At 48.4% G+C, this 23,828-nt stretch carries 27 protein-coding genes, 1 tRNA gene and 1 riboswitch; of the genes, 10 read left to right on the top strand and 18 right to left on the bottom strand.

Annotated features, from left to right (window positions below; genetic code table 11):
* Positions 1 to 74 precede the first annotated feature (74 nt).
* The 4 genes from G8S19_RS07940 to csgB all read right to left on the bottom strand — a co-directional run bounded on the left by G8S19_RS07940 (position 75) and on the right by csgB (position 1,885).
* Positions 75 to 395, bottom strand: a complete 321-nt coding sequence (locus G8S19_RS07940) for a type 1 fimbrial protein (RefSeq protein ID WP_061068135.1) — start codon at positions 393 to 395, stop codon at positions 75 to 77.
* Between the two features lie 151 nt (positions 396 to 546).
* Positions 547 to 879, bottom strand: a complete 333-nt coding sequence (gene csgC / locus G8S19_RS07935; RefSeq protein WP_048211208.1) for a curli assembly chaperone CsgC — start codon at positions 877 to 879, stop codon at positions 547 to 549.
* Between the two features lie 60 nt (positions 880 to 939).
* Positions 940 to 1,389, bottom strand: coding sequence for a curli major subunit CsgA (gene csgA, locus G8S19_RS07930; protein WP_048211207.1), 450 nt, complete (start codon positions 1,387 to 1,389; stop codon positions 940 to 942).
* Between the two features lie 40 nt (positions 1,390 to 1,429).
* Entirely contained in the window at positions 1,430 to 1,885 is a 456-nt protein-coding gene (gene csgB / locus G8S19_RS07925) for a curli minor subunit CsgB (protein WP_048211206.1), read from the bottom strand.
* A 760-nt stretch (positions 1,886 to 2,645) separates the two neighbouring features.
* Here csgB and csgD point away from each other — a divergent pair.
* From csgD to csgG, 4 genes are read left to right on the top strand one after another with little or no spacing between them, the layout of a single operon-like run.
* Complete coding sequence (gene csgD / locus G8S19_RS07920; protein WP_005129125.1) at positions 2,646 to 3,296, top strand: biofilm master transcriptional regulator CsgD; 651 nt, start codon at positions 2,646 to 2,648, stop codon at positions 3,294 to 3,296.
* Between the two features lie 4 nt (positions 3,297 to 3,300).
* Entirely contained in the window at positions 3,301 to 3,699 is a 399-nt protein-coding gene (csgE, locus tag G8S19_RS07915) for a curli production assembly/transport protein CsgE (protein ID WP_061068136.1), read from the top strand.
* Positions 3,700 to 3,724: 25 nt separating this feature from the next.
* Entirely contained in the window at positions 3,725 to 4,138 is a 414-nt protein-coding gene (csgF, locus tag G8S19_RS07910) for a curli production assembly/transport protein CsgF (RefSeq protein ID WP_005129126.1), read from the top strand.
* Positions 4,139 to 4,163: 25 nt separating this feature from the next.
* Positions 4,164 to 4,997 carry a curli production assembly/transport protein CsgG gene (gene csgG, locus G8S19_RS07905; protein WP_048211204.1) on the top strand — a complete coding sequence of 278 codons (834 nt, stop codon included), beginning with the start codon at positions 4,164 to 4,166 and terminating at the stop codon, positions 4,995 to 4,997.
* Between the two features lie 45 nt (positions 4,998 to 5,042).
* Here csgG and G8S19_RS07900 read toward each other — a convergent pair whose 3' ends face one another.
* The 4 genes from G8S19_RS07900 to ghrA all read right to left on the bottom strand — a co-directional run bounded on the left by G8S19_RS07900 (position 5,043) and on the right by ghrA (position 7,997).
* Positions 5,043 to 5,525 carry a DUF1097 domain-containing protein gene (locus G8S19_RS07900; protein WP_048211203.1) on the bottom strand — a complete coding sequence of 161 codons (483 nt, stop codon included), beginning with the start codon at positions 5,523 to 5,525 and terminating at the stop codon, positions 5,043 to 5,045.
* A 101-nt stretch (positions 5,526 to 5,626) separates the two neighbouring features.
* Positions 5,627 to 6,181, bottom strand: a complete 555-nt coding sequence (locus G8S19_RS07895) for a molecular chaperone (RefSeq protein ID WP_005129133.1) — start codon at positions 6,179 to 6,181, stop codon at positions 5,627 to 5,629.
* Positions 6,182 to 6,204: 23 nt separating this feature from the next.
* A complete protein-coding gene (locus G8S19_RS07890; RefSeq protein ID WP_048211201.1) occupies positions 6,205 to 6,942 on the bottom strand; it encodes a phosphatase in 738 nt (245 codons plus the stop codon).
* A 116-nt stretch (positions 6,943 to 7,058) separates the two neighbouring features.
* On the bottom strand, positions 7,059 to 7,997 hold the full coding sequence (gene ghrA / locus G8S19_RS07885) for a glyoxylate/hydroxypyruvate reductase GhrA (protein ID WP_124020714.1): 939 nt from the start codon (positions 7,995 to 7,997) through the stop codon (positions 7,059 to 7,061).
* Between the two features lie 236 nt (positions 7,998 to 8,233).
* Here ghrA and G8S19_RS07880 point away from each other — a divergent pair.
* A tRNA-Ser gene (locus tag G8S19_RS07880) sits at positions 8,234 to 8,321 on the top strand.
* 170 nt (positions 8,322 to 8,491) lie between these two features.
* A complete protein-coding gene (gene yegS, locus G8S19_RS07875; protein ID WP_124020715.1) occupies positions 8,492 to 9,391 on the top strand; it encodes a lipid kinase YegS in 900 nt (299 codons plus the stop codon).
* A gap of 21 nt (positions 9,392 to 9,412) precedes the next feature.
* On the opposite strand, the gene fbaB is transcribed toward yegS, so the two are convergent.
* On the bottom strand, positions 9,413 to 10,465 hold the full coding sequence (fbaB, locus tag G8S19_RS07870; protein WP_005129139.1) for a class I fructose-bisphosphate aldolase: 1,053 nt from the start codon (positions 10,463 to 10,465) through the stop codon (positions 9,413 to 9,415).
* A 252-nt stretch (positions 10,466 to 10,717) separates the two neighbouring features.
* Between fbaB and G8S19_RS07865 the strand changes: the two genes are divergently transcribed.
* From G8S19_RS07865 to G8S19_RS07855, 3 genes are read left to right on the top strand one after another with little or no spacing between them, the layout of a single operon-like run.
* Positions 10,718 to 11,995, top strand: coding sequence for a nucleoside permease (locus G8S19_RS07865; protein ID WP_048211198.1), 1,278 nt, complete (start codon positions 10,718 to 10,720; stop codon positions 11,993 to 11,995).
* Complete coding sequence (locus tag G8S19_RS07860) at positions 11,992 to 12,996, top strand: ADP-ribosylglycohydrolase family protein (protein ID WP_124020717.1); 1,005 nt, start codon at positions 11,992 to 11,994, stop codon at positions 12,994 to 12,996. The genes G8S19_RS07865 and G8S19_RS07860 overlap by 4 nt, the downstream gene beginning before the upstream one ends.
* Complete coding sequence (locus G8S19_RS07855) at positions 12,993 to 13,958, top strand: PfkB family carbohydrate kinase (RefSeq protein WP_115643177.1); 966 nt, start codon at positions 12,993 to 12,995, stop codon at positions 13,956 to 13,958. Before G8S19_RS07860 ends, G8S19_RS07855 begins: the two co-directional genes overlap by 4 nt.
* Here G8S19_RS07855 and G8S19_RS07850 read toward each other — a convergent pair.
* Genes G8S19_RS07850 through thiM form a run of 3 tightly spaced genes read right to left on the bottom strand, consistent with a single transcriptional unit; the run spans position 13,932 to position 16,315 of the window.
* Complete coding sequence (locus G8S19_RS07850; RefSeq protein ID WP_005129153.1) at positions 13,932 to 14,678, bottom strand: GntR family transcriptional regulator; 747 nt, start codon at positions 14,676 to 14,678, stop codon at positions 13,932 to 13,934. The two genes, G8S19_RS07855 and G8S19_RS07850, sit on opposite strands and share 27 nt — an antisense overlap.
* Before the next feature lie 51 nt (positions 14,679 to 14,729).
* A complete protein-coding gene (thiD, locus tag G8S19_RS07845; RefSeq protein WP_048211195.1) occupies positions 14,730 to 15,530 on the bottom strand; it encodes a bifunctional hydroxymethylpyrimidine kinase/phosphomethylpyrimidine kinase in 801 nt (266 codons plus the stop codon).
* On the bottom strand, positions 15,527 to 16,315 hold the full coding sequence (thiM, locus tag G8S19_RS07840) for a hydroxyethylthiazole kinase (RefSeq protein ID WP_101742044.1): 789 nt from the start codon (positions 16,313 to 16,315) through the stop codon (positions 15,527 to 15,529). The genes thiD and thiM overlap by 4 nt, the downstream gene beginning before the upstream one ends.
* A 32-nt stretch (positions 16,316 to 16,347) precedes the next feature.
* Positions 16,348 to 16,444: riboswitch (TPP riboswitch) on the bottom strand.
* Positions 16,445 to 16,649: 205 nt separating this feature from the next.
* Between thiM and G8S19_RS07835 the strand changes: the two genes are divergently transcribed.
* Positions 16,650 to 16,982 carry an RcnB family protein gene (locus G8S19_RS07835; protein ID WP_086523387.1) on the top strand — a complete coding sequence of 111 codons (333 nt, stop codon included), beginning with the start codon at positions 16,650 to 16,652 and terminating at the stop codon, positions 16,980 to 16,982.
* Positions 16,983 to 17,022: 40 nt separating this feature from the next.
* Here the strand turns inward: G8S19_RS07835 and G8S19_RS07830 are convergent, their stop codons facing one another.
* From G8S19_RS07830 to apbC, 6 genes are all read right to left on the bottom strand, one after another.
* Complete coding sequence (locus tag G8S19_RS07830) at positions 17,023 to 18,012, bottom strand: fimbrial protein (RefSeq protein ID WP_124020718.1); 990 nt, start codon at positions 18,010 to 18,012, stop codon at positions 17,023 to 17,025.
* Positions 18,013 to 18,021: 9 nt separating this feature from the next.
* Positions 18,022 to 20,502 carry a fimbrial biogenesis outer membrane usher protein gene (locus G8S19_RS07825; RefSeq protein ID WP_101741583.1) on the bottom strand — a complete coding sequence of 827 codons (2,481 nt, stop codon included), beginning with the start codon at positions 20,500 to 20,502 and terminating at the stop codon, positions 18,022 to 18,024.
* A gap of 12 nt (positions 20,503 to 20,514) precedes the next feature.
* The gene (locus G8S19_RS07820; protein WP_124020720.1) at positions 20,515 to 21,198 is read right to left on the bottom strand and encodes a fimbria/pilus periplasmic chaperone; all 684 of its coding nucleotides are present in this window, start codon (positions 21,196 to 21,198) and stop codon (positions 20,515 to 20,517) included.
* A 52-nt stretch (positions 21,199 to 21,250) separates the two neighbouring features.
* Positions 21,251 to 21,802 carry a fimbrial protein gene (locus tag G8S19_RS07815; protein WP_115643174.1) on the bottom strand — a complete coding sequence of 184 codons (552 nt, stop codon included), beginning with the start codon at positions 21,800 to 21,802 and terminating at the stop codon, positions 21,251 to 21,253.
* A 277-nt stretch (positions 21,803 to 22,079) separates the two neighbouring features.
* Positions 22,080 to 22,361, bottom strand: coding sequence for a DUF2574 family protein (locus G8S19_RS07810; RefSeq protein ID WP_071887363.1), 282 nt, complete (start codon positions 22,359 to 22,361; stop codon positions 22,080 to 22,082).
* Between the two features lie 263 nt (positions 22,362 to 22,624).
* Entirely contained in the window at positions 22,625 to 23,734 is a 1,110-nt protein-coding gene (gene apbC / locus G8S19_RS07805) for an iron-sulfur cluster carrier protein ApbC (protein WP_048211189.1), read from the bottom strand.
* Positions 23,735 to 23,828: the final 94 nt, after the last annotated feature.

Genomic DNA, 23,828 nt, shown 5'->3' with positions numbered 1-23,828 from the left:
GTTAAGTGTACAGCAGGGTTTTCTATGAAATCTCACTTTTTAACTATACAGGTGCATATCTACGCCAGAACGATTCATTTATATTCAATATTAAGAATTGCCAGATTTTTCTGTTCATTAAGGTACTGCATTCTCATACTGGCAATTTGCTGGAGGCTTTCAGGGGCCATCGTTATCTGTTGTGTGTTATAGCGACTACTCCGTAACTTGCCATCACGTATACATGACACTTCAATCTGCTGTTGTTGCGAGCTCACATCACAAGGCGATTCAACTATTGCGCCACGAAAATGGATAATCCCGCCAGGTGTGATTTGCTGCGCCGTTGCGGGGAAGATAAAAAAAGAAGTAACACATAAACTGGTACTTAAAATACGTTTTAATAAGGTGCTCATAAGGGTTCCTCAATGATAAACCATCCTTGAGGGATCGAAGTGATCCTTCACCGCTGCGATTAACGACCAAATAAAAACGTTTTCACGTCTCTATATTCATAGAACAGCACCGCTTTCCCAGCCACACCTTTAAAGCAAATACAGCAAAAAATCATGAGCGATTGCTTGAATCAGGCCACTGCTGGGACAGATGCAATGACTGCCCATCCGAAACGGTAACGACAATGTTGACCGTATCTTCAGGTGAAATATTAAAGCTCAGTTTTGTTAATTCAATCGGCCGATTAGCAGGGATCGACAGGCTTGTTTTCTGTTGCGTTTGGCTTTGCCCCCCCGACCCTTTACGTATGGCAAGAACTTGTACCTCGCACACGCAGGGTTGCGATAATGTCACCTGCGGAATAATGGTATACATCTCACCTTGCTGGGTTGTATTAAAGGTTATTTGATTTGAAAGCGCGGCAATGAGTAATAGCGTATGCATAATATGCTCCCGAAAAAAAACAGGGCTTTCGCCCTGTTTATTATCAGTTATAAAACTGAATTAGTGCTGGTTAGCTGTCGCATTGTTGCCATAACCAACCTGCTGAATCAGAACATTCGAGTCAGATGCAGTCTGATTAACCACCGCACCGTTACGACCACCGAACTGAGTTACACTGATGTCAGCATTTTTTGCATTCCACTGATTGATATCAGCGCTGTTCTGGAAGCCAGTCTGTTTCAGGCTAATGGTACTGTCATCAGCACCTTGCCCGACGGTAGCACCGTTACCATGTCCGTGTTGTGTGATGGTCACGTCTGATTTACGTGCATCACTTTGCAGCGCATTCGCAACGTTACTTGACCCATATTGGTAAATACTCAATGAAGAGTCCGGGCCATAATTACTACCGCCACCATGATGATTGCCGCCCCATTGCGGAACAACACCTGCCAGAGCACTGCCAGAAACTACGATTGCTGCGAATGCTGCCACTTTTAAAAGTTTCATGGTAAACCCCCATCGGATTGATTTAAACGTCGTTTACGGATTAGCGTTGAGTAACGCGAATTGCCATTTGCGACTGTCTCTGCACCACAACTGCTGTTTTTTGTGTACCGTACTGGGTAATATTTGCTTTATTACCAGAACCTTTCTGGATAATCATCGCTGTATTACCGTAAGAACTTTGTTTAATACTCGCATCATTGGAGCTGCCCGTTTGATCAATATATGCAAAATTATATGATCCTGTCTGATCTGTTCTCGCCCGGTTACCTGAACCTTCTTGCGAAATGACCGACAATAACTTGCTGCCCTCCTGGCGAGTATTTGCACTGTTAGCAGTGCCAACCTGACCAATAATGGCTGCCTGATTAAATGAAGACTTACTTAATTCATTTACCGCAAAGTTATATTCTGAATTAGCTAAATCATAACTGGTTGCGGATGCAATCCCAGGCACACCCAGTATTGTAAACATCATAAATAACAACTTGTTTTTCATGCTGTCACCCTGGACCTGGTCGTACATGAAGTTAAATTAATTACCACTCAAATTGTTGTTAACATGACTTACATTTGTTAACGCCACGTTACGATGAAGAGTATGTCCGTTGAAACATTTTAAATAACTCACCCGCGAGTGGTATTTTGATATCCAGATTCACCCCAAAGTACTAATTAACAGTGAATAACACCGCTACAGGTATAGGTTTTATTTTTATTTCTCAATCAGAAATGAATTTCTATGCAGTCACTGAAAAAGTGCATTTTCCGCGATTTCAGGGCTTCGCAGCACCGTGTCGTGATAGTCATCGATGCAAGTCGTGACAAAGGTCAGTTTTTTCCTCTTAAAATTGTCCAACGTAAAGTGGGACAAAGAATTTAGAATTCATTAGAAATCTAAAACTCGCTAATCATTAATTAAAACCTTATAAATCAATAAATTATTATAATTTGTATGATTTTTTAAATCTATGCAGTAACGGTAAAATGTACAACTTTCCTATCAAATCTAAACTCCAATAAAACCTAAAAATCACATTTTAATATATAATTTTACATCCTGTTACATGTTTAACACTTGCTTTAAGATTTGTAATAGCTAGATTGAAATCAGTTGAAGTCCATTTGTTTTAATATTTTCACCCCTTTGGGTCGATATTTTATTTCTACACAGCAGTGCAGCATCTGTCAGTACTTCTGGTGCCTCTATTTTAGTAGAGACAGCTGTCAGGTGTGCGACTAAAAAGTGGAGTTTCATCATGTTTAATGAAGTCCATAGCATTCATGGTCATACATTATTGTTGATCACGAAACCTTCTTTGCAGGCAACTGCATTATTACAACATTTAAAACAATCACTGGCGCTAACCGGAAAACTACATAATATTCAACGTTCTCTGGATGATATTTCCTCCAGCTGCATTGTTTTACTGGATATGATGGAGGCAGATAAAAAACTGATCCATTACTGGCAAGATAATTTGAGCAGAAAAAACAACAATATAAAGACGTTATTGTTGAATACCCCTGATGACTACCCTTATCGGGATATCGAAAACTGGCCACATATCAATGGCGTGTTTTACGCAACTGAAGACGAACAGCGTGTTGTTAGCGGCTTGCAGGGTGTCTTACGCGGTGAATGTTACTTCACGCAAAAGCTTGCCAGTTATCTGATCACGCATTCTGGAAATTATCGTTATAACAGCACGGAATCAGCGCTGCTGACACACCGTGAAAAAGAGATACTTAATAAATTGCGTATCGGCGCCTCAAATATTGAAATCGCTCGCTCACTATTTATCAGTGAAAATACGGTAAAAACACATCTTTATAATCTTTTCAAAAAGATAGCTGTCAAAAATCGTACGCAGGCGGTCTCATGGGCCAATGATAACCTCAGGCGATAAAGCCATGAAACGCTATTTGACCTGGATTGTGGCAGCAAATTTATTCTTTGCTGCCGGGAATTTGCACGCGGCTACAAGCGTAGAAGTGGAGGTTCCCGGACTGTTAACTGACCACACTGTCTCTTCAATCGGGCATGATTTTTATCGTGCATTTAGTGACAAGTGGGAAAGTGAGTACACAGGAAATTTAACTATCAATGAAAGACCCAGTGCGCGTTGGGGAAGTTGGATCACCATAACGGTCAATCAGGACGTTATCTTCCAGACTTTTTTATTCCCCACGAAAAGAGACTTCGACAAAATTGTCGTCTTCGCATTGGCACAAACTGAGGAAGCATTAAATCGCCGGCAAATAGATCAAACACTATTAAGCACGAGCGATTTAGCGCGCGATGAATTCTAAAACATGATTTTGTCCGGAGGCTTTCATGCGTGTCAAACATGCAGTGGTTTTGCTCATGCTAATTTCACCATTAAGTTGGGCCGGAAACATGACGTTCCAGTTCCGAAATCCAAACTTTGGTGGCAACCCGAATAACGGCGCTTTTTTGTTGAACAGCGCTCAGGCGCAGAACTCCTATAAAGATCCGAGCTATAGCGATTACGGAATTGAAACACCGTCAGCGCTGGATAACTTTACTCAGGCGATTCAGTCACAAATTCTCGGCGGCCTGCTCACCAACATTAATACCGGTAAGCCGGGAAGAATGGTGACCAATGATTTTATCATTGATATCGCTAACCGGGACGGGCAGCTGCAATTGAATGTTACCGACAGGAAATCGGGAAAAACATCAACGATCGAAGTGTCGGGTTTACAAACACAGTCAACCGATTTCTAAGCCATAGCCACGAAAGGAAAAAATCATGCAGCGCTTACTTATAATGGTTGCAGTATTTTTACTCAGCGGATGCTTAACGTCCCCACCGCAAGAAGCCGCTAAACCGACATTAATGCCTCGCGCCCAAAGTTACAAAGACTTGACGCATCTCCCGATGCCTACGGGTAAAATCTTTGTATCGGTTTACAATATCCAGGATGAAACTGGTCAGTTTAAACCTTATCCGGCAAGTAACTTCTCCACTGCCGTACCGCAAAGTGCCACGGCAATGCTGGTTACCGCACTGAAAGATTCGCGTTGGTTCGTCCCGCTGGAGCGTCAGGGATTACAGAACTTACTGAACGAACGAAAAATCATCCGTGCGGCACAGGAAAACGGCACGGTTGCCATTAACAACCGAATTCCGCTGCAATCATTAACCGCAGCTAACGTGATGGTGGAAGGTTCAATCATCGGCTATGAAAGCAACGTTAAATCAGGTGGTGTCGGCGCGCGTTATTTCGGTATTGGTGCCGATACGCAATATCAACTCGACCAGATAGCGGTAAACCTGCGCGTAGTTAACGTCAGTACCGGTGAGATCCTTTCTTCGGTCAATACCAGTAAAACCATCCTGTCTTATGAAGTGCAGGCAGGGGTATTCCGTTTCATTGACTACCAACGGCTTCTGGAAGGGGAAATTGGTTATACCTCTAACGAACCGGTCATGCTTTGCCTGATGTCAGCCATTGAAACTGGCGTTATCTTCCTGATAAATGACGGTATCGATCGCGGCTTGTGGGATTTGCAGGATAAGAAACAAGTTGATAACGACATTCTGGTCAAATACCGCCATATGTCGGTACCTCCAGAGTCCTGATACTAAAAAGAGAATAAAAAGCGTGAGAGGGCCCTCACGCTTTTTTTATTTACTGGTCAGCGTGGATGAAGCCGGGTTTTCGCGACGTGATGCCAGCCACAATCCGCTGTTTTTCATCGCATAGCCGAATACCAGACCTAGCGCCAGAGACGGCACAACCAGTTGCCAATCCCCTTGCCCTGCAAACGTTGCGCATGCGCCAATAAACGTGCCTGGCACAAATGAAAGCAGCCATTGCTTTGCCTGGATACACATCATAAATGCGACAATTCCCGTCATGACATAGCCAAGGATGTCCATATGTGGGGCAAGTGCACTACCATTAATAATCACCAACGCCCACACCACACCGCTTAGCAGCGTACACGCCGAGATCCACAGCCCTTTCAGTCCACCTTGTGGGCAGGCAAAATAGGCTGTACAGCCCAGGAAGCCAGCCCAACTGAGTAAACCAAGAGAAACGGCCACCCATCCCCAGAGTCCGGAGAGAATGCCCGTTGTGATTGCAATAGAGAGAAGTATGTTCATGCCGCGCATCTTAGCAGAAAAACGGCATGGTAATGAGATCGTGCACACAATTCATGCAATATGATGAATTGCGTTGCAGTATATAGTGATTTAAATCACATTTATTCGTCTGTATCTTCCTGTAATTCATCCCACATTGCACTAATTGCATCGCGCGTCAGTGGCGCCATAGTTCGCCAGAAAGCGGTATTCGCATGCGCCTCAACTTTACCAAGGAACGTGTCGCACCAGGGAAGCAGGTAGTCAACAAACAAGGTTTCCAGTGCTTCACTCTCATCTTCTGCGGACTGGTCTTCAAGCCAGGATGCCGCCAGCAACAAGGTACCAATATGATCGGCAGGTGTATCCGCCAGCGGCATTCCACGCGCAGACAGGAATGCACGAACATCCGCTTCCTTCGCCCCTTCTACCCAGGCGCTACGATAAGGCGGCACTGAACATTCTTTCCCGACAAACAGCGCGTTGTAATCTGCAGCAAGCTGGGGCATATCACAGCTTTTCTGCAAACGGGCCAACAGCTCATCCTGTTCCAGTGGCCAGTTAGCAGACAGTTTACCTTCGCTAATCAAGGTAAACAGGGGAACCAGTAAAGGGTCCTGCGGTTGGCGGTAAAACAGCGAGCCCAGTACACGGCACAGGATAGAAAACTCGTTCATTGATATATTCCAGTTAGTAACAATTAAAGTTCAGCAAATTCCGCGATAGGCTCCATGCCCCGCGATTCCAGAAACGACAGCAAGCGTTTTGGTGAAACGTTCAGAATTCGGTCTTCCGGGAAGCCCACATCATCCAGAATCTTACGGCATTCACCGAACTCTCCCAACGTGAATGCGGTATGGGAATCTGAACCCAGGGCCACCCAGCCACCTGCATCACGTACTGCCGCAGCCACAGCGCGACAGTTATCTTCACTGCCCTTACGCGAATGCAAAAACGAGGAATTATTGATTTCCAGCGCGACCTGATATTTTGCCGCCGCCTGTGCAATTGCGGTGATATCAACGGGATACTTTGGATTTCCTGGATGGCTGATAATATGCACATTGCCGCTCGCCATCGTGGCGATCATCGCCTGGGTATTCGTGTCTTTATCGTGAGGTGCAAAAACCGGCTCATGGAAGCCTGCAATAATCAGATCGAGTGAGTCAAACATCGGCCCTGAGCAGTCAATTTCACCTTCAATATTCTTAATATTCGCCTCAATGCCGCGCAGGATCCCTACGCCATCTACAACACGCGGCCAAATACGCATGTTAATAAAATGCCAGTGATGAGGCGCATCCGCCATGTCCGGTCCATGATCGGTAATGGCAAATAGCTTGATGCCTTTGCGATGAGCTTCAGCGATGTAATCACTTAAGGTGCTGTAGGCATGGGTGCTGGCAACGGTATGCATATGCAGGTCAACGGGATACATAACTCTCTCCTGTAGTCGTTTTCCGTCAAGGATAGCAGGTATCGCCGCCATTAATACCCTAAATAATTCGGGTTGTATTTAGTCGAAACCCGGCGCTGGCCGGGTTGACATTGATATCAGTAACCCCGAACGCGATCGACCTGACCGGTAACCGCTTTTCCACTTTCCAGGCTCAGGATTGTACGAGAAATATAATCCACCGCTTCCGCTGGGCGCGTTACCGCAGCAATGTGCGGCGTCATCGCCACACGCGGGTGTTTCCACAATGGGTTGTCTTCCGGTAGCGGTTCTCGGCTATAGACATCCAGCATCGCACCTTTCAGTTTTCCGCTATCCAACGATGCCAGAAGATCGTCTTCATTGAGATGAACACCACGCGCCAGGTTCAACACATAGGCTCCATCCTGTAATTGATTCAACAGTCCGGCATTAATAATGCCTACCGTTTCTGCCGTATTGGGCAGAAGATTAATCAGCACACGCGTCTGGCTTAAAAATGCACTCAATTCTTCGGTGCCCGCAAAACTTTCCACACCAGGCCAGGATTTACGGGTACGGCTCCAACAACGCAGTGGGAACCCCCATGCCTGCAGGCTCTCTGCCACTTTAGCCCCTAATACACCGGCCCCCATGATGCTGATGGTAAATTCATCACGGGTATACTCTTGCAACGGCTGCCACTTCGCCTGGGATTTTAATGCCTGATAGTCATCAAAGCGGCGGAACCAGTGCAACACCTGACTCACCGCATACTCCTGCATTTGCAGACCCATACCGGTATCTTCCAGACGGAAAAGTGGAATCGAGGTATCCAGCATCTCCGGGTGTGCTTTAAGCTTACTGAGGATGGAGTCCACTCCGGCTCCCAATGCAAAGACAGCTTTTAACTTTCGCCCTGCCAGCATTTCAACCGGAGGATGCCAGACCAGCGCATAGTCGGCATGGGCATTATCACCCGCTTTCCACTCGCGAACGTTAGCGCCAGGGATGGCTTTCGTCAGCGCCTTTACCCACCAGGCCGTATCAAATGTAGGGTGATAGAAAATTATTTCCATATTGTCTCCTGAACATTGTTATGCGGAACATTCTCGCACTTATTATCATCATTTTCCGAGGGAACATCAGATTAGCAAATTTCAGAGTGCTGGCAAAAAAAACAATTCCCGCTCATTTAAGCCCCATGTTGCTTGAAGTTTGTGTAAATGCACGTTTTTTTGAAAAAGTAGATTGACGCCGGGGCGGTATTTCCCCTACATTAGCGCCCGTTCCAGCAGTACAGGAACAACAATATGGTGAGGTGTCCGAGTGGCTGAAGGAGCACGCCTGGAAAGTGTGTATACGGCAACGTATCCGGGGTTCGAATCCCCGCCTCACCGCCATATTCGAGAAAGAGCTCGTACGCATGTACGGGCTTTTTTTCGCCTCTGTCCCATACAGACTATCAACCGCCCTCAGAACCCGTCGATGGATCTTCGCTTTCAGTCAGTTCCTACGCCATATATGCATTCCTGACATACACTAGTTAAAACGATAAAAGTGAGGCAACAGGATGATAGCATTCCCGGCCAGCTTACTGATCCTGAATGGAAAAAGTGCTGATAACCTTCCCCTGCGTGACGCTATCGCTCAACTGCGCAATGAGAGTGTCGAAATCCATGTTCGCGTGACCTGGGAAAAAGGCGATGCACAACGTTACGTTGATGAAGCGCTCCGGTTGGGCGTAGCAACGGTGATTGCCGGCGGTGGTGACGGTACCATCAACGAAGTATCCACTGCGCTGATCCACTGTCAGGGGGAGAATGTTCCGGCGCTCGGGATTTTGCCATTGGGAACGGCAAATGATTTTGCTACCAGCGTTGGCATTCCTGAAGCGCTGGACAAGGCATTAAAGCTGGCCATTGCCGGGAATTCGGTAGAGATTGATATGGTGCAGGTCAACGATAAAACCTGCTTTATCAATATGGCGACAGGAGGGTTCGGTACTCGGATCACTACCGAAACACCGGAGAAACTCAAAGCCGCCCTTGGCGGTGTGTCGTACTTTATTCACGGGTTAATGCGCATGGATACGCTGAAGCCAGACAGTTGCGAAATTCGCGGCGAAAACTTTCACTGGCAGGGGGACGCGCTGGTGATTGGTATTGGCAATGGGCGTCAGGCCGGTGGTGGACAGCAACTTTGCCCGACAGCGCTCATTAATGACGGCCTGCTGCAACTGCGAATCTTTACCGGTGAGGAGCTGATTCCGGCACTGCTATCGGCGATAACTCAGTCCGAAGACAATCCGAATATCATTGATGGCACATCATCATGGTTTGATATCCGTGCGCCACATGAAATTACCTTCAATCTGGATGGAGAACCGCTCAGCGGGCAAGAGTTTCATGTTGAAATCCTGCCTGCAGCCCTGCGCTGCAGGCTACCGCCGGGTTGCCCATTATTGCGCTAATCCGACGGCACTCTACTGACATCAGGCAATCGTGACTTTGTTATCCAGATAAACATCCTGGACGGCATTAATCAGCTTCACGCCGTCAGCCATGGTTTTCTTGAACGCTTTACGTCCAAGAATTAACCCCATGCCACCGGCACGCTTGTTAATCACCGCGGTACGTACCGCATCGCTGAGATCGGTTTCTCCGCCGGCCGCACCACCGGAGTTAATGAGTCCGGCGCGTCCCATATAGCAGTTCGCCAGTTGATAACGCACCAGGTCAATCGGGTTATCACTGGTCAGCTTGCTATAGACACGATCGTCGGTATAGCCGAAGTTAACCGCTTTATACCCGCCGTTATTCTCCGCCATTTTCTGTTTAACGATATCCGCGCCGATAGTTGCCGCCAGATGGTTTGCCTGCCCGGTCAAATCAGCCGAAACATGATAATCCACACCGTCTTTCTTAAACGCAGAGTTGCGCAAATAGGCCCACAGTACCGTCACCATGCCCAGCTCATGGGCGCGCTCAAAGGCTGCAGAGATCTCTTCAATCTGGCGGCGCGACTCCTCTGAACCAAAATAAATGGTTGCCCCCACCGCGACCGCGCCCATATTGAACGCTTGCTCCACGCTGGCATACAGCGTCTGGTCAAAGGTATTCGGGTAGCTAAGCGTTTCGTTATGGTTAATTTTCACCAGGAATGGAATGCGATGCGCATAACGGCGGGAAACAGACGCCAGCACGCCATAGGTTGACGCGACGCAGTTGCAGCCCGCTTCAATCGCCAGCTCAACAATATTTTTCGGATCAAAATACAGCGGGTTTGCGGCAAACGATGCCCCAGCAGAATGTTCCACACCCTGGTCTACAGGCAGAATCGACAAATAACCGGTCCCGGCGAGCCGTCCGGTGTTGTACAGCGTCTGCATATTACGCAGCACGGCGGGGGGACGGTTATTGTCAACCATCACGCGGTCGACGTAATCATGTCCTGGCAGGTAAAGTTGGTCAGAAGGAATGGTCATACAACGATGCTGTAAAAGGTTGTCGGCATCTTTGCCAAGCAACTGCGCAATATCAGTCATAGCTATGCTCCCGTAAGTTCCGATTTGATCTCGGAAGTGGATTGTCCTGACCCGCCTGATGGCGGGCAGCAATAAGCCTGGTACTGACTGCGCATTTTTTCCATCTTTAGCGCACTTTTCAGCGATTTCCGCTGGCTCGATTCAGGCATCAAAAAATGATACAACGGTCAAATTTAGACCATAAAGGTATTTAAAAGGTATTATTAAGTGGTACTATCCAGACGTACCTTACCTGTCATGAAGGATTTAAAGATGAAAACTACAGTTAAGCTGTCGTTCATGATGTTTGTGGAGTGGTTTATCTGGGGCGCCTGGTTTGTGCCGCTTTGGCTCTGGCTGAGTAAAAGCGGCTTTACTGCTGGTGAAATTGGCTGGTCTTATGCCTGTACCGCCATTGCCGCGATCCTCTCACCGATCTTCGTCGGTTCGATCACTGACCGCTTTTTCTCTGCGCAAAAAGTACTGGCAGTGCTGATGTTTGTCGGCGCGATTTTGATGTATTTTGCAGCGCAGCAGACGACGTTCGGCGGATTCTTTCCGCTATTGCTGGCGTATTCACTCACCTATATGCCGACGATTGCACTAACCAACAGTATCGCCTTCGCCAACGTCCCGGATGTAGAACGTGATTTTCCGCGCATTCGCGTAATGGGCACGATCGGCTGGATTGCTTCCGGCCTGGCTTGCGGGTTCTTACCGCAAATGCTCGGCTATAACGACATTTCACCGACCAACATTCCGCTGCTCATTACGGCCGCGAGTTCCGCGTTACTGGGTATCTTCGCTTTCTTTTTACCGGATACACCACCGAAAAGTACCGGCAAGATGGATTTCAAAGTCATGCTGGGTCTGGATGCGCTGATCCTGCTGCGTGATAAGAACTTCCTGGTCTTTTTCTTCTGCTCTTTTCTGTTTGCCATGCCGCTGGCGTTTTACTACATCTTCGCCAACGGCTACCTGACAGAAGTTGGGATGAAAAATGCGACCGGCTGGATGACGCTGGGCCAGTTCTCTGAAATTTTCTTCATGCTGGCACTGCCGTTCTTCACCAAACGCTTTGGCATTAAAAAGGTACTGTTGCTTGGTCTTATCACTGCCGCGATCCGCTACGGATTTTTTGTTTACGGCGGCGCGGAAGAATATTTCACCTACGCCCTGCTATTTCTCGGCATTCTGCTACATGGCGTTAGCTACGACTTCTACTACGTTACGGCCTACATCTATGTCGATAAAAAAGCGCCAGTGCACATGCGTACCGCTGCGCAGGGGTTAATCACTCTCTGCTGTCAGGGATTCGGCAGCCTGCTCGGCTACCGCCTGGGTGGGGTGATGATGGAAAAAATGTTTGCTTATAAAGAGCCGGTGAATGGCCTCACCTTTAACTGGGCTGGCATGTGGGGATTTGGCGCGATCATGATCGCCGTTATCGCCGTGCTGTTTATGATTTTCTTTCGCGAGTCAGACAAAGAAATCACCGCCATTAAGGTGGACGACCGCGATATCGTATTGCAACAAGGGGAAATTAAATGAAAGCAGAACGTATTCTCGGTGCTCTTTATGGGCAGGCGTTAGGGGATGCGATGGGTATGCCGTCGGAACTGTGGCCACGAACCCGGGTAAAAGCTCACTTCGGTTGGATCGACCGTTTTTTGCCCGGTCCGGCGGAGAATAATGCCGCCTGCTATTTCAGCCAGGCGGAGTTCACTGATGACACCTCCATGGCGCTGTGTCTGGCAGATGCCCTGCTCGAGTGCGACGGAGAAATTGTACCCGACGTTATTGGTCGCAATATTCTGGCCTGGGCAGAGCGCTTTGATGCCTTTAATAAAAACGTGCTGGGTCCGACCTCAAAAATTGCGCTAAACGCCATTCGCGACGGCAAACCCGTCGCCGAACTGGAAAACAACGGTGTCACCAATGGGGCGGCTATGCGCGTGTCGCCGTTGGGATGTCTGCTGCCCGCGCGCGATCTCGATGCCTTTATCGACGACGTAGCATTAGCTTCCAGTCCAACGCATAAATCGGATCTGGCTATTGCTGGCGCAGTTGTGGTCGCGTGGGCGGTATCACGCGCCATTGATGGCGGTAAATGGTCGGAGATTGTCGACGCACTGCCCGCCATTGCCCGGCATGCCCAGCAAAAGCGGATTACCACCTTCAGCGCGTCTCTCTGTGCACGCCTTGAACTGGCGCTGAAAATCGTCCGTAATGCCGACGGCTTTGAGTCTGCCAGTGAGCAGCTGTATCAGGTGGTGGGGGCTGGAACCAGTACGATTGAATCCGTACCTTGCGCCATCGCGATGGTCGAACTGGCGCAGACCGATCCCAACCGCTGCGCCATTCTGTGCGCGAACCTCGGCGGCGATACCGACACCATCGGGGCGATGGCAACCGCCATTTGTGGCGCGCTGCACGGCGTAAGTGCGATTAATCCGGCATTGAAACATGAGCTTGATGCGGTAAATCAGCTGGACTTTATCCGCTACGCCAGTGGATTAATGCAGCTGCGTGAGCAACGGGAGGCGCAATGAGTGCTACTCGTCTGCAAACGCTTCTCCCACAGTTGCACAGCCAGCGACCGGTAACGGTAGTCGGCGCGGCGGTTATTGATGTGATTGCCGATGCGTATGCTCTTCCCTGGCGCGGCTGTGACATTGAGCTTAAGCAGCAAGGGGTGAACGTTGGCGGCTGCGCGCTCAATATTGCCGTGGCGCTTAAACGTTTAGGTATCGAGGCCAGCAATGCGTTACCGCTGGGTCAGGGCGTGTGGGCCGATATTATCCGCAACCGTATGGCGAAAGAAGGATTGCACAGCCTGATCGATAATGCCGAAGGTGATAACGGCTGGTGTCTGGCATTGGTAGAGCCAGACGGTGAACGCACATTTATGTCCTTTAGCGGCGTTGAGAATCAGTGGAATGCCGCCTGGCTGGCACAGCTGGATATCCCGCGTCATAGCCTGGTGTATCTCTCGGGTTATCAGCTAGCATCCCCGTGCGGTGAATTGCTGGTGCAGTGGCTGGAAGGTCTGGAAGAGGTGACGCCGTTTATCGATTTTGGCCCGCGCATCGGCGACATTCCCGAGCCCTTACTGGTACGAATTATGGCCTGCCGTCCGCTGGTGTCACTTAATCGTCAGGAGGCGGAAATTGCTGCCGAGCGATTTGCATTGAGTCAGGATGTGGAAGGTTTTGGCGCAGAATGGGTGCAGCGTTTCACCGCACCGGTGGTCGTGCGTCACGATAAAGACGGCGCATGGTATTTCAGCGCACAGACATCTGGGTGCGTACCGGCATTTGCAACGGCGGTCGTTGACACCATTGGCGCAGGTGACAGCCACGCCGGCGGCATGCTGGCTGGGCTGGCATCAGGCTGGTCGCTGGGCGATGCCGTCCTGCTTGGCAATGCAGTAGCATCCTGGGTGGTGGGTCACCGCGGTGGTGACTGCGCCCCCTCACGCGAGGCGTTACTCCTCGCACACAAAGACGTATAGGTCGCTTCGACAGTAACTGATACTGTATTCAATAGGCCGTTGCTGCTGATCAAGCGCTACCTGCTTGATCACCAGTACCGGCACTTTGCTGTCCATCTGGATATGTGACTGAAACTCGGCGTCCGGCATCCGCGCGCTAACGCGTGAGCGTGTGCGCTGTGGAAAGATATGCTGGCTGCGGAAATAGTCGTACAGTGAAACGCCAATGGCATCCACGTCATGGATAAGATGGGCGGGTACCCATGATTCTTCAATAGACACAGCATCTTCATCAACATAGCGAATGCGCTTGAGCAAGAAGACCTCACTGCCGACAGCAATGGCCAACTGCTGAGCCACCTCTTCCGGGCAGGGCACCACGCGTTTATTCACCCACAGCGTATCCGGCTTTTTACCGCGCAACACCACCTGTTGTGAAAAACCGCGCGCTTCTTTGAGCGAATACTCGAAGATGTTATTGATTTGCGTCCCGTAGCCACGCGCACGCGTCACCACCCCCTCTTCTTCCAGCGCCTGCATCGCTTTGCGCACCGTAATGCGTGAAACGCCGGTCAACTGGCTGAGGTCGCGCTCGCCAGGCAGGATATTGCCATGCTCCAGGATCCCACTGCGCACGGCGTTCTTAACCGTTTGAGCGAATTTCATATACAGCGGCGTGTTGTCCGCCGCTGAAATACGTTCATTCAGTTGCGCGATAAGCTGGGTATGCGCTTGTTCCATTTATCTTTTTCCTGGCAGCCGTTTCTGCAGCCAGTATACCATTTCTGCTCATCACCACCACGCGTGGAAATGATGCACCGGACCAATCCCCTCGCCCACTTCCAGCGTATCCGCCTGCGCCAGCGCCGCAGAGAGCCACAACTTAGCCTCCTGTACCGTATCAGCCCAGTTAACATGGCGTGGACGCAGTGCCGCCAGCGCTGCTGACAACGTGCACCCTGTTCCGTGCGTATTTTTTGTCACCACCCTTGGCGCGGTGAAACGCTGTTCGCCATCGCGGGTAAACAGCCAGTCAGGGCTTTGCTCATCATCAAGATGACCCCCTTTCATTAATACCGCCTCACAGCCCAGCGCCCGCAACGCGCGCCCCTGCTCTAACATTTCCTGCTCCGTTCGGGCATGCGATGCCCCGAGCAACGCCGCCGCCTCCGGCAGATTAGGGGTAATAATCGACACTTGCGGTAACAGACGGGTACGCAGCGTTTCAACCGCAGAGGAAGACAACAGCGGATCGCCGCTTTTTGCCAACATTACCGTATCCAGTACGACGTTTTGTACCCGATGACGCTGTAAACGTTCGGCAACGGCTTCGACAATATCGGTTTCTGCCAGCATGCCGATTTTGGTGGTATCGATGCGCACATCGCTGAACACCGAGTCCAGCTGTGCAGCAACAAAGTCAGGTTCAATGCGATACACCGACTGCACCCCGCGCGTATTTTGCGCCACCAGTGCCGTGATTACTGAGCAGCCATAAGCGCCGAGTGCCGAAAAAGTTTTTAAGTCGGCCTGGATCCCCGCGCCACCGCTTGGATCGGTTCCGGCGATCGTTAATGCGTTAATCCGTTTCATGCTTGCTCCTGGGCGTTCAGGTTATAGAGAGCGTCGAGAAATGCCGGAACAAAACTTCCCGGTCCCGTCGATTGTTCAGTGGCGCGTTGTCCGGCTTGCTTCATCCAGCTACAGGCAGAAGCAACATTATTCAACCGGTCGCCCTCCAGGGCGCAACTGGCTGCGACTACCGCTGACAATGCACAGCCGGTGCCCACTACGCGCGTCATCAACGGGTCACCGCCGTTCACGCAGACGGTACGCTGACCATCGGTAACATAGTCAACTTCGCCGGTCACCACGACAATGGTTCCAACCTGGCGTGCCAGTGTTTGTGCTGCCGGAAGGGCTACCGCTGGCGTATCCGTCGTGTCTACACCGCGCCCCACTCCGTTCATCCCCGCCAGCGCAAGGATTTCTGAGGCGTTACCGCGAATAGCCGCTGGCTGTAGCGCCAGTAAATCCAGACAGAAGCGACGACGAAACGCCAGTGCGCCCACGGCAACGGGATCGAGCGTCCAGGGGGTTTTCGCCTGCTGCGCCTGTTCAACGGCGGCACGCATTGCCGTTGCCCGCGCCTGAGTCAGTGTCCCAACATTAATGAGCAGCGCCTGGGCAATAGCAGCAAACTGGCTGGCTTCCTCAGGTTCGATCACCATCGCGGGCGATGCGCCAAGTGCCAGTAACGTATTGGCAGTGAAGCTTTGCACAACCTCGTTGGTCATACAGTGAGTGAGGGGGGAAAGCGTTCTAAATTGGTGTAAGGTGTGGGCCGCAAGTGCGCGGCTGTGCAGGTCAGGCTGCATGGTTCAGCTCCTGCCCGCGTGAAAGAAGGGACACGAGCAGTGTCAGACTTCCCTACGCTGGCATTATCCAGATCAGGTGGTACGGGTATTTCTCAGCCTTCACGCGGAAGGGCACCCCGAGTCGTTGAAACACAAATATGATATTCAGGTTTCAGCAACAGGATACTGTCTGCACGCCATGTTGTAAATTGCAGGCCAACATTGCCTACATATCTGCACTTCATTTACACTTTTTACGAAATAACTGGGGTACACACAAAATAGTGCTTGTCAGATATCCTGTAAGCCAGAAATGATACACGACTGATTTTGATGACCCGAAGAGGTAGAAAGGATGGGTATGAAAAATAAAATGTTGCTGGGCGCACTTCTGCTTGCGAGCAGCGTCGTCTGGGCCGCGCCAGCCGCAACAGCAGCCCCCACCGGTATCGATAAGTATGAGCTGAGCAGCTTTATTGCTGACTTCACCCATTTCAAACCCGGTGACAAGGTTCCACCACTGTATCTCACCGAAGAATACACCATTAAGCAGTGGAATCTGCGCAACCTGCCCGCACCGACGCCAGGCACCCACTGGACCTATATGGGCGGCGCGTATGTGCTGGTCAATGATGCCGACGGTAAAATCATTAAAGCCTACGACGGCGAGATTTTTTATCACCGGTAAAAAAACACGCACCCTATATAAAGGGTGCGTCAATTAAATATCACTCGTATTCCGTAACAACTTTAACTCTACTTTGTACTTTACCTGGTCGAATATTTTGTCCATATACAACATATCTCCCATATAGATTTAAGTTAACGCGTTGTTCTTCTGGAGTTACATCTTTAAAATTCAAAAGATCATAGCTGGAACTATTCCCTGCACTAAAATTAATTGCTTGACTTCCATTTAGTGAGATTTCAAACCCAACATCCCCAGCACCTCCATATTCATTTTCATATTCATTCTTGAGGATATTACCTTGAATACTCTCCGACTCAAAATGATACTTAAAAGAATAAGAGGACAATCCTTTATTGCAAATAAAAGATACGTTACCTGATGTAGGTTCAAGCTTTAGATACCTGGAAGCATTATTATTCAGATCTGATATCGTAACTGCTGGGGCAGTAAGTACACCATCATTAAATCTACAAGTTTTTGTCATTTGCGTGATTTGTGGGATATAAGTTACACGATAATAATGATTCGTATTATCATGCCCGAACAAACATCCTGTTGAAAAGCATTTCTCAGGAATAAAATCTATCTGGATGCCTTCATTTATATTTTTTGCATTTTGACTTACCCCAGTAGCTTTTGAAACAACATCAAAAGTTAAGGTAATTTCTGCCTTGTTTATTTTTCCTATATCCATCTCTGTAAAAGAGTTTTTTTTATCATACAAGATATGTGCAGGGTCAGAAGAAAATGTAGCCCTCAAATATATGTCACCAGCATCAGCATGGTATACATAATAGGTTTCCCTAGGAAATTCTATACTAAATACAGTTTCCCCCCCCATGTCAAATAAATTTCTACATATAGGCTTATGCGTAAATTTAAAATTGGATATATTGACAACATTGCCTTTCATATTATTAAGCTTTAATTCATCGCCAGACACATAGGTTTCAGCCCCATTAGAAATATAACAATGACTACTTGCACCAAAACTAATTAATGCAATTAAAAAAAACAAATATTTCATATCCGCCTCTCACCGACAAATATAAACTTTACTTTCATCAATCGTTTTGCCGAAAGTGATTGAGCATGAAAGTCCCTGTTGTTTATCGACCGCCACTTTTATCACCGATGGCACTTCATTGGTGCGAATAAAGAGCTGGCTTCCCTGGCCTACCACGCCGATATTGTGTCCATGTATATCCTCTACTTCGTAACCAAACGTCAGCGGTGAACCATCAGGGCGCTGCGCCCGGATATACCACGGTTTACGCTGGTCAGTATCAAATGTTGTCAGCACTACCGCACCGCGATATGGCGCAACGTTGCGGCGGTTCCCCTGCAGATCGGTTTCACTATTGGTATTGGACACATCCAGCATCAGATGGTTTTCGCGATAAGGCGTTAAGCCGTCGTAAACCACCACGCCATTGTGGTCAGTGGTGCGATATTTCTGCCCGTTCACATACGCCCCTTCCAGACCAGGCGCATGCATGACGGCAAACGTTTCTGACAGTCTGTTGGCTAAATTCACGCCACCAGACCAGGCCACAAGGCCACCTGAAATACTGCCGCCAGTTTGTGTGTATTTAGACGACTGACTGTAGCTGCCGTTAAGCGTCGCAACGGGCGCATTCCATGTCAGATTGCCGCCTGCTGTTGTTTCGCTACCCTGCCGCTGATGGCTCAGATTCACCCCATAGTTAAACTGATCGCGACTGCCTGCGGTGCCCGAAAGTCCGGTATTATTTGACGCAAAGCCATCATCATCAAAGGTCGTGGAATTAGACACATATAAATGCCTGCGCGGAGCGCTAATATCATCTCCCCAATCGAAAGGTATAGAGATAAATACGTTAAAACGTTTATCTTCATGATGATCTTCATCGTAAGTCTGGCTGGCGGAAAAGGTATAGCTAATCCGTTGCCAGCTATTGGAATAACTCACCTGATAATCTTTACTGTTACCGCTCCGTCCCCAGTAATCGCGCCACAGCGTACTGAGCGAAAACGAGCCCCAACCTTGCGGCAAAGACTGGCTGACGTTAGCCGAAAAGCTGTTTTTACGACCAAAATCATTCTGGTAATAATCCGCGATGTCGTACACATCATTTTCATCGCGATGGTAGTTGTTCTTATTGTTTGCCCAGACATGATCGTTAAATGTCCGATAATCCCGTGATGAGTAGCGATAAGCTGCCAGGCCAAAACGGGTGGCGGTTTGCGTCAAATATTTGTTATAGGCAATCTGGTAGCTCTGCCCGTCAAACACATCACCATTATCCTGTTTGCTGTGCGATTGTGTCGCATCGACGGAAATCGCGCCGATACGTGTATTCCAGCCGGTTCCAAGCGTAAACGCATTGTAGTTATCTGCCAGCATGGTGCCGCCATACAGCGTTAACAGATTATTCAGCCCGTATTGGTAGCTCATCTGCGCAAAATCGGTCTGGTTGCTGGCGCCTTCGATATGGCTACGTCCAGCGGCAAAATCATATTTTGAGACCCCCGGCTGCAGCATATTGGGCACCGCAGCGTACGGTACCAGATAGGTTGTTACCGAGCCGTCAGCCTCTTTGATACTGACGTCAAGATCCGCTCCCCCTCCAGCCAGCTGCAAATCAGCAATGGAGAACGGGCCAGGCGGAACCTCTTTCTGGTAAACCACAAAACCGTTTTGTTCGATGGTAACCAGCGCGTTGCTTTGCGCAATCCCCTGAACCAGCGGCGTAAAATTCTGCTTTGAGTTTGGCAGCATCTGCATATCGCGATACAGCCGCACGCCCCGAAAACGTACCGCGTCAAAAATATCTGATGAGGTATACATATCCCCGGCACGCAGAGTGCCCAGAATTTGCGGGATGCCACGTTCCAGATACAGGGTATTACTTTTCCACTCCCCGTTGCTGTCATCGGTTTTGTTATAGCTGGCATCGGAATGCAACTGCCAGCCCAGCAGATTTAACCCACTGGTAAAGCGTGCATAGGTACTTTTACTGTTACCAGAATCCTTATAGTCGCTGTAATACTGGCTGGCATAGTACGAGGTATAGAAGGCATTGATGCCACGATCCCAGTTTTCCGGAGGAACATAGCCATTCTCAAGCTCATCGACATACGCCTGCGGTACGCTGAGATCAAGACGAAACGTGCCGATATTCCAGGCGTAACTGCCTCCCTGTACCGCCTGCTTTAGGGTTGGGCATTCATACTGCTGGTCCAATGCTTGTGTATTTATCCCCAGACGCGTGAATGCGTCACGGGATAAACAGGTGTCATCCGGATTATCCTTAACGGTTATTTCATACTTACCACGCCACTGCTTATTGACGTAGATATCAATATCATATTGGCCTGGCAGTGGTTGGTTATCATCGAGGCGAAAATTTGAGACTTTTTCGCCTTTCATACCGCCCATCATAAAGTGGGTGTCAAACGTATCTTCTGCGGCCTGGGCGTCAATGCCAACCAACAACAGCAGTATTGCCGAAGCAAGCGGAGTCATCCTTAACATAACCAGCTCCTGTTATTTTAGGCTGACGTTATCACTAATATAATTGCCGTGATCGTCAATAATGGTCATTTTATACTGATTGGCATTAGTATTTTTCAATGCCACATTCGCACTGGAGAGCGGAGCAAGCATAATACTTTCATTGTTGATTTTGACATTATTAGCTTTAACTTCTGTCACCGTAACCCAGTTAGCAGCATCATTTCTGATAGAATAACTATTACCACTGCGTGTTAACGCCAGTTTATGGAAAGTATTTTTATTAACGGCGGCAATACCTTTTGGCCGATAAAAAAGTTTAATTCGATTCTGCATGGCGAATTTGAGTACATTTTTTCCGGCGCTATCAGGATTATTCGGTGGAATATCCAGTACATTAAGAAAAAATAAACTCTCTTTATCGTTAGGCAGCGTATTCGGCATTTTTTTAATTTTCAACTGCTGGCCTGAATCGCCTGCAACCTTTACCACTGGCGGGGTCAATAAAAATGGCACCTGGATTTTTTCTGGTGGTAACAATGTGTCACCGTCATCAATCCATGATTGCACCAGTGAAGACCGTTCTCCCTGATTCATCAGTTGCACCAGGACTTCATTTTTTTCCGCCGGGTAGATAATACGAGTACCATAAATCACAATACCAGCATGGACGGATTGCGTAGATGCGATCAAAAAAGCAATTAGAATCCATTTCATTTCGCGTTCGTCCTTCTAAAGGTATCGCCGGTGAATCCACCGGCATGAAAGGTTAGTCAGCAGAAACAGAAATAGTTAAAACTGATGATAAATCCCCTGCAGTTACCGGAACACCAGTATCAAGGCGAGCATATTTAGCGCCAAAATCTAAAGTATATTCAACTCCATCACTTGTTGTTTTTGGAGTCAGTTCTCCTGAAAGGTCGCTTTCCTCAACGTCAGTAATCTGCTTACTGCCTAGCGTTAAGTTAAAACCGACTCCTTCAGCATCACCCGAGGTTTTATTAAGTACACCAGAGGTAAAATTTGCACCAGTAATTCTGACTGTTTTTAAAGTTGTATTAGCTGGACAGACAATAATCATCGGCGTTGAGCTATCATGTTTTACATCACCAACTGTATCCCCAGTACTCAAATTAGCAAAGCGGGAAGCATCAATAGTGGGTAACTCAATTATGCTATTATTATTTTTATCTTTAAAATAGCAAGAGCTATTATCCACATGACCATTAATAGTTAATGTACCTACTTCATCAGCAGCAAAAACCCCAGCGCTCATAAATACAGCAGACAAGACAGCAGCAGAAATAATTGAACGTTTCATAATATCTTCCTTAATGAATTAATTTCGATTTGTTAAGAGGGGTTATCTCTTGAAATTAAATTCTCACAGGTGAAACGTTGCCGCAATGTAAACACGTTGTTTTATTGATTTAAAACAAGTTACAAATCGCAATATACATGCAACAAATAAATCAGGATTTGTATTATTTTCAGAATTAATAAATTTATGCGATTAACTGCCTGGAGAAATTTATTTTATGCATAGAAAACCATATATCATTCATTAAAATGATATATGGTTAATAAAGGCGTTCTTTTTAATCGTAGCGATTGAGTACGATCTGTCGCGTGGTATCGCCAGGGACTGTAACCATTTCCGTCACCACCCCACGTGCAGGTGAAGAAGCGACATTGTTAACAGTTGAAAAATGGAACGTCTTACCACACCGCTGTTGCACGTCGTTATTCACAACATCGGTACTACAGGTTGGTTCGGTTACTCGTCCACTGATTGTTAAGGTCGCGGTATCGGAAGCAAACGCAGATGCACTTATTCCATAAGTCAGAATTATAGTTCCCATCAGCGAGCTAATTTTCATTTTTATCGTCACCTCTGTGGTTAACATCAAATAACATGCAGATGGCCTGTCAGCGTAATACGGGTGAAACGCGCTGTTCAATCCAATGGAAATTATAGATTAATGAGATCAATTTGATCAATTACAATGATGCATTGAGGACGTTCATTCAGAAAAAGACATGGTTTATTAAGGCAGGATGAAATATATCGTGGACTTTTTAGCTCAATATATTCACCACATCAATATATTATTGATGTGGTGAATATTTGTAACACTGTTAATTACACGGCGCGGAAGGCGATCTCACCAGGGATAACTTCTCCCTGCCAGTAAAGCTGGGCAGCAACACGCCCTGCCAGGCTGCGGTAAATCGCGGTGAATTCACTGTCGGGACGACTGATAACCGTCGGCATACCGCGGTCGAGATCTTCACGCAAGGAAATATGCAGCGGCATTTGTCCCAGCAGTTGGGTATGATACTGCTCGGCCAGTTTCTGCGCGCCACCCGTGCCGAAAATCGGTTCATGATGACCGCAGTTGCTGCAAATATGCATGCTCATATTTTCAACAATACCCAGCACTGGTACTTCCACCTTTTCGAACATCACGATGCCTTTTTTCGCATCGATCAGCGCAATGTCCTGCGGCGTAGTTACCACAACAGCACCCGTTACCGGAATGTTCTGCGCCAGCGTCAACTGGATGTCACCCGTACCCGGCGGCATATCCAGTACCAGGTAATCCAGATCTGGCCATAAGGTTTCCTGCAGCATCTGCAGCAGCGCTTTACTGGCCATCGGGCCGCGCCACACCATCGCGTTATCGTCAGTGACCAGATAACCAATGGAGTTCGTCGCCAGACCGTGAGACATGATCGGCGCCATGTGGGTGCCATCTGGCGAGGTTGGACGCTGGTTTTCCGCGCCGAGCATTGTCGGGATAGACGGGCCATAAATATCGGCGTCCAGAATACCTACCTTCGCTCCTTCCGCAGCCAGCGCCAGCGCCAGGTTCACGGCGGTAGAGGATTTACCCACACCGCCTTTACCCGAACTGACGGCGATGATGTTTTTTACACCATTTATGCCCGGCTGGTTTTTCACACGCTTCAGCGTCGCGATGTTATGCGACAGCTTCCAGTCAATGGCTTTCGCACCGGTAATGCGCAGCAGATCGGCGCTACATTGCTCTTTTAAGTCCTCAAACGCGCTATGCCAGACAAACGGCATGACCAGCTCAACGTGCAACGTGTCATCCATCCAGGCGACGTGATGCAACGCTTTAAGCGTCGTCAGATTATGCTTCAGGGTTGAATGCTGAAAATTCGCCAGCGTCCCGGCAACCATCGCGCGCAGGGTCTCTGGTGATTTGGCCTGGGATTGTGCGTTCATCCCGACTCCTTTTTGTTGTTCTGAATATACAATAGTCACCAGGTAGTTTACTCCAACCGCAACAATTATTCATTTACGGATAAATGCCCTTATC

It is taken from the genome of Citrobacter sp. SX206 (genome assembly GCF_024181025.1).
Taxonomy (GTDB): Bacteria; Pseudomonadota; Gammaproteobacteria; order Enterobacterales; family Enterobacteriaceae; genus Citrobacter; species Citrobacter youngae.
Note: the sequence above shows the minus strand (reverse complement) of the source record. Positions and strands in the feature narration are given on the sequence as shown.

Excerpts from the sequence above, each read along its gene's own strand:
- G8S19_RS07825 (WP_101741583.1), bottom strand. The coding sequence starts at position 20,502 with ATGTTAAGGATGACTCCGCTTGCTTCGGCAATACTGCTGTTGTTGGTT.
- csgA (WP_048211207.1), bottom strand. The coding sequence starts at position 1,389 with ATGAAACTTTTAAAAGTGGCAGCATTCGCAGCAATCGTAGTTTCTGGC.
- csgF (WP_005129126.1), top strand. The coding sequence starts at position 3,725 with ATGCGTGTCAAACATGCAGTGGTTTTGCTCATGCTAATTTCACCATTA.
- G8S19_RS07900 (WP_048211203.1), bottom strand. The coding sequence starts at position 5,525 with ATGAACATACTTCTCTCTATTGCAATCACAACGGGCATTCTCTCCGGA.
- csgD (WP_005129125.1), top strand. The coding sequence starts at position 2,646 with ATGTTTAATGAAGTCCATAGCATTCATGGTCATACATTATTGTTGATC.
- thiD (WP_048211195.1), bottom strand. The coding sequence starts at position 15,530 with ATGAAACGGATTAACGCATTAACGATCGCCGGAACCGATCCAAGCGGT.
- G8S19_RS07850 (WP_005129153.1), bottom strand. The coding sequence starts at position 14,678 with ATGGAACAAGCGCATACCCAGCTTATCGCGCAACTGAATGAACGTATT.
- G8S19_RS07855 (WP_115643177.1), top strand. The coding sequence starts at position 12,993 with ATGAGTGCTACTCGTCTGCAAACGCTTCTCCCACAGTTGCACAGCCAG.
- G8S19_RS07940 (WP_061068135.1), bottom strand. The coding sequence starts at position 395 with ATGAGCACCTTATTAAAACGTATTTTAAGTACCAGTTTATGTGTTACT.
- fbaB (WP_005129139.1), bottom strand. The coding sequence starts at position 10,465 with ATGACTGATATTGCGCAGTTGCTTGGCAAAGATGCCGACAACCTTTTA.
- thiM (WP_101742044.1), bottom strand. The coding sequence starts at position 16,315 with ATGCAGCCTGACCTGCACAGCCGCGCACTTGCGGCCCACACCTTACAC.
- G8S19_RS07890 (WP_048211201.1), bottom strand. The coding sequence starts at position 6,942 with ATGTATCCCGTTGACCTGCATATGCATACCGTTGCCAGCACCCATGCC.
- yegS (WP_124020715.1), top strand. The coding sequence starts at position 8,492 with ATGATAGCATTCCCGGCCAGCTTACTGATCCTGAATGGAAAAAGTGCT.
- csgC (WP_048211208.1), bottom strand. The coding sequence starts at position 879 with ATGCATACGCTATTACTCATTGCCGCGCTTTCAAATCAAATAACCTTT.
- csgG (WP_048211204.1), top strand. The coding sequence starts at position 4,164 with ATGCAGCGCTTACTTATAATGGTTGCAGTATTTTTACTCAGCGGATGC.
- G8S19_RS07820 (WP_124020720.1), bottom strand. The coding sequence starts at position 21,198 with ATGAAATGGATTCTAATTGCTTTTTTGATCGCATCTACGCAATCCGTC.
- ghrA (WP_124020714.1), bottom strand. The coding sequence starts at position 7,997 with ATGGAAATAATTTTCTATCACCCTACATTTGATACGGCCTGGTGGGTA.
- csgB (WP_048211206.1), bottom strand. The coding sequence starts at position 1,885 with ATGAAAAACAAGTTGTTATTTATGATGTTTACAATACTGGGTGTGCCT.
- G8S19_RS07830 (WP_124020718.1), bottom strand. The coding sequence starts at position 18,012 with ATGAAATATTTGTTTTTTTTAATTGCATTAATTAGTTTTGGTGCAAGT.
- G8S19_RS07810 (WP_071887363.1), bottom strand. The coding sequence starts at position 22,361 with ATGAAAATTAGCTCGCTGATGGGAACTATAATTCTGACTTATGGAATA.
- csgE (WP_061068136.1), top strand. The coding sequence starts at position 3,301 with ATGAAACGCTATTTGACCTGGATTGTGGCAGCAAATTTATTCTTTGCT.
- G8S19_RS07865 (WP_048211198.1), top strand. The coding sequence starts at position 10,718 with ATGAAAACTACAGTTAAGCTGTCGTTCATGATGTTTGTGGAGTGGTTT.
- G8S19_RS07815 (WP_115643174.1), bottom strand. The coding sequence starts at position 21,802 with ATGAAACGTTCAATTATTTCTGCTGCTGTCTTGTCTGCTGTATTTATG.
- apbC (WP_048211189.1), bottom strand. The coding sequence starts at position 23,734 with ATGAACGCACAATCCCAGGCCAAATCACCAGAGACCCTGCGCGCGATG.
- G8S19_RS07895 (WP_005129133.1), bottom strand. The coding sequence starts at position 6,181 with ATGAACGAGTTTTCTATCCTGTGCCGTGTACTGGGCTCGCTGTTTTAC.
- G8S19_RS07835 (WP_086523387.1), top strand. The coding sequence starts at position 16,650 with ATGGGTATGAAAAATAAAATGTTGCTGGGCGCACTTCTGCTTGCGAGC.
- G8S19_RS07860 (WP_124020717.1), top strand. The coding sequence starts at position 11,992 with ATGAAAGCAGAACGTATTCTCGGTGCTCTTTATGGGCAGGCGTTAGGG.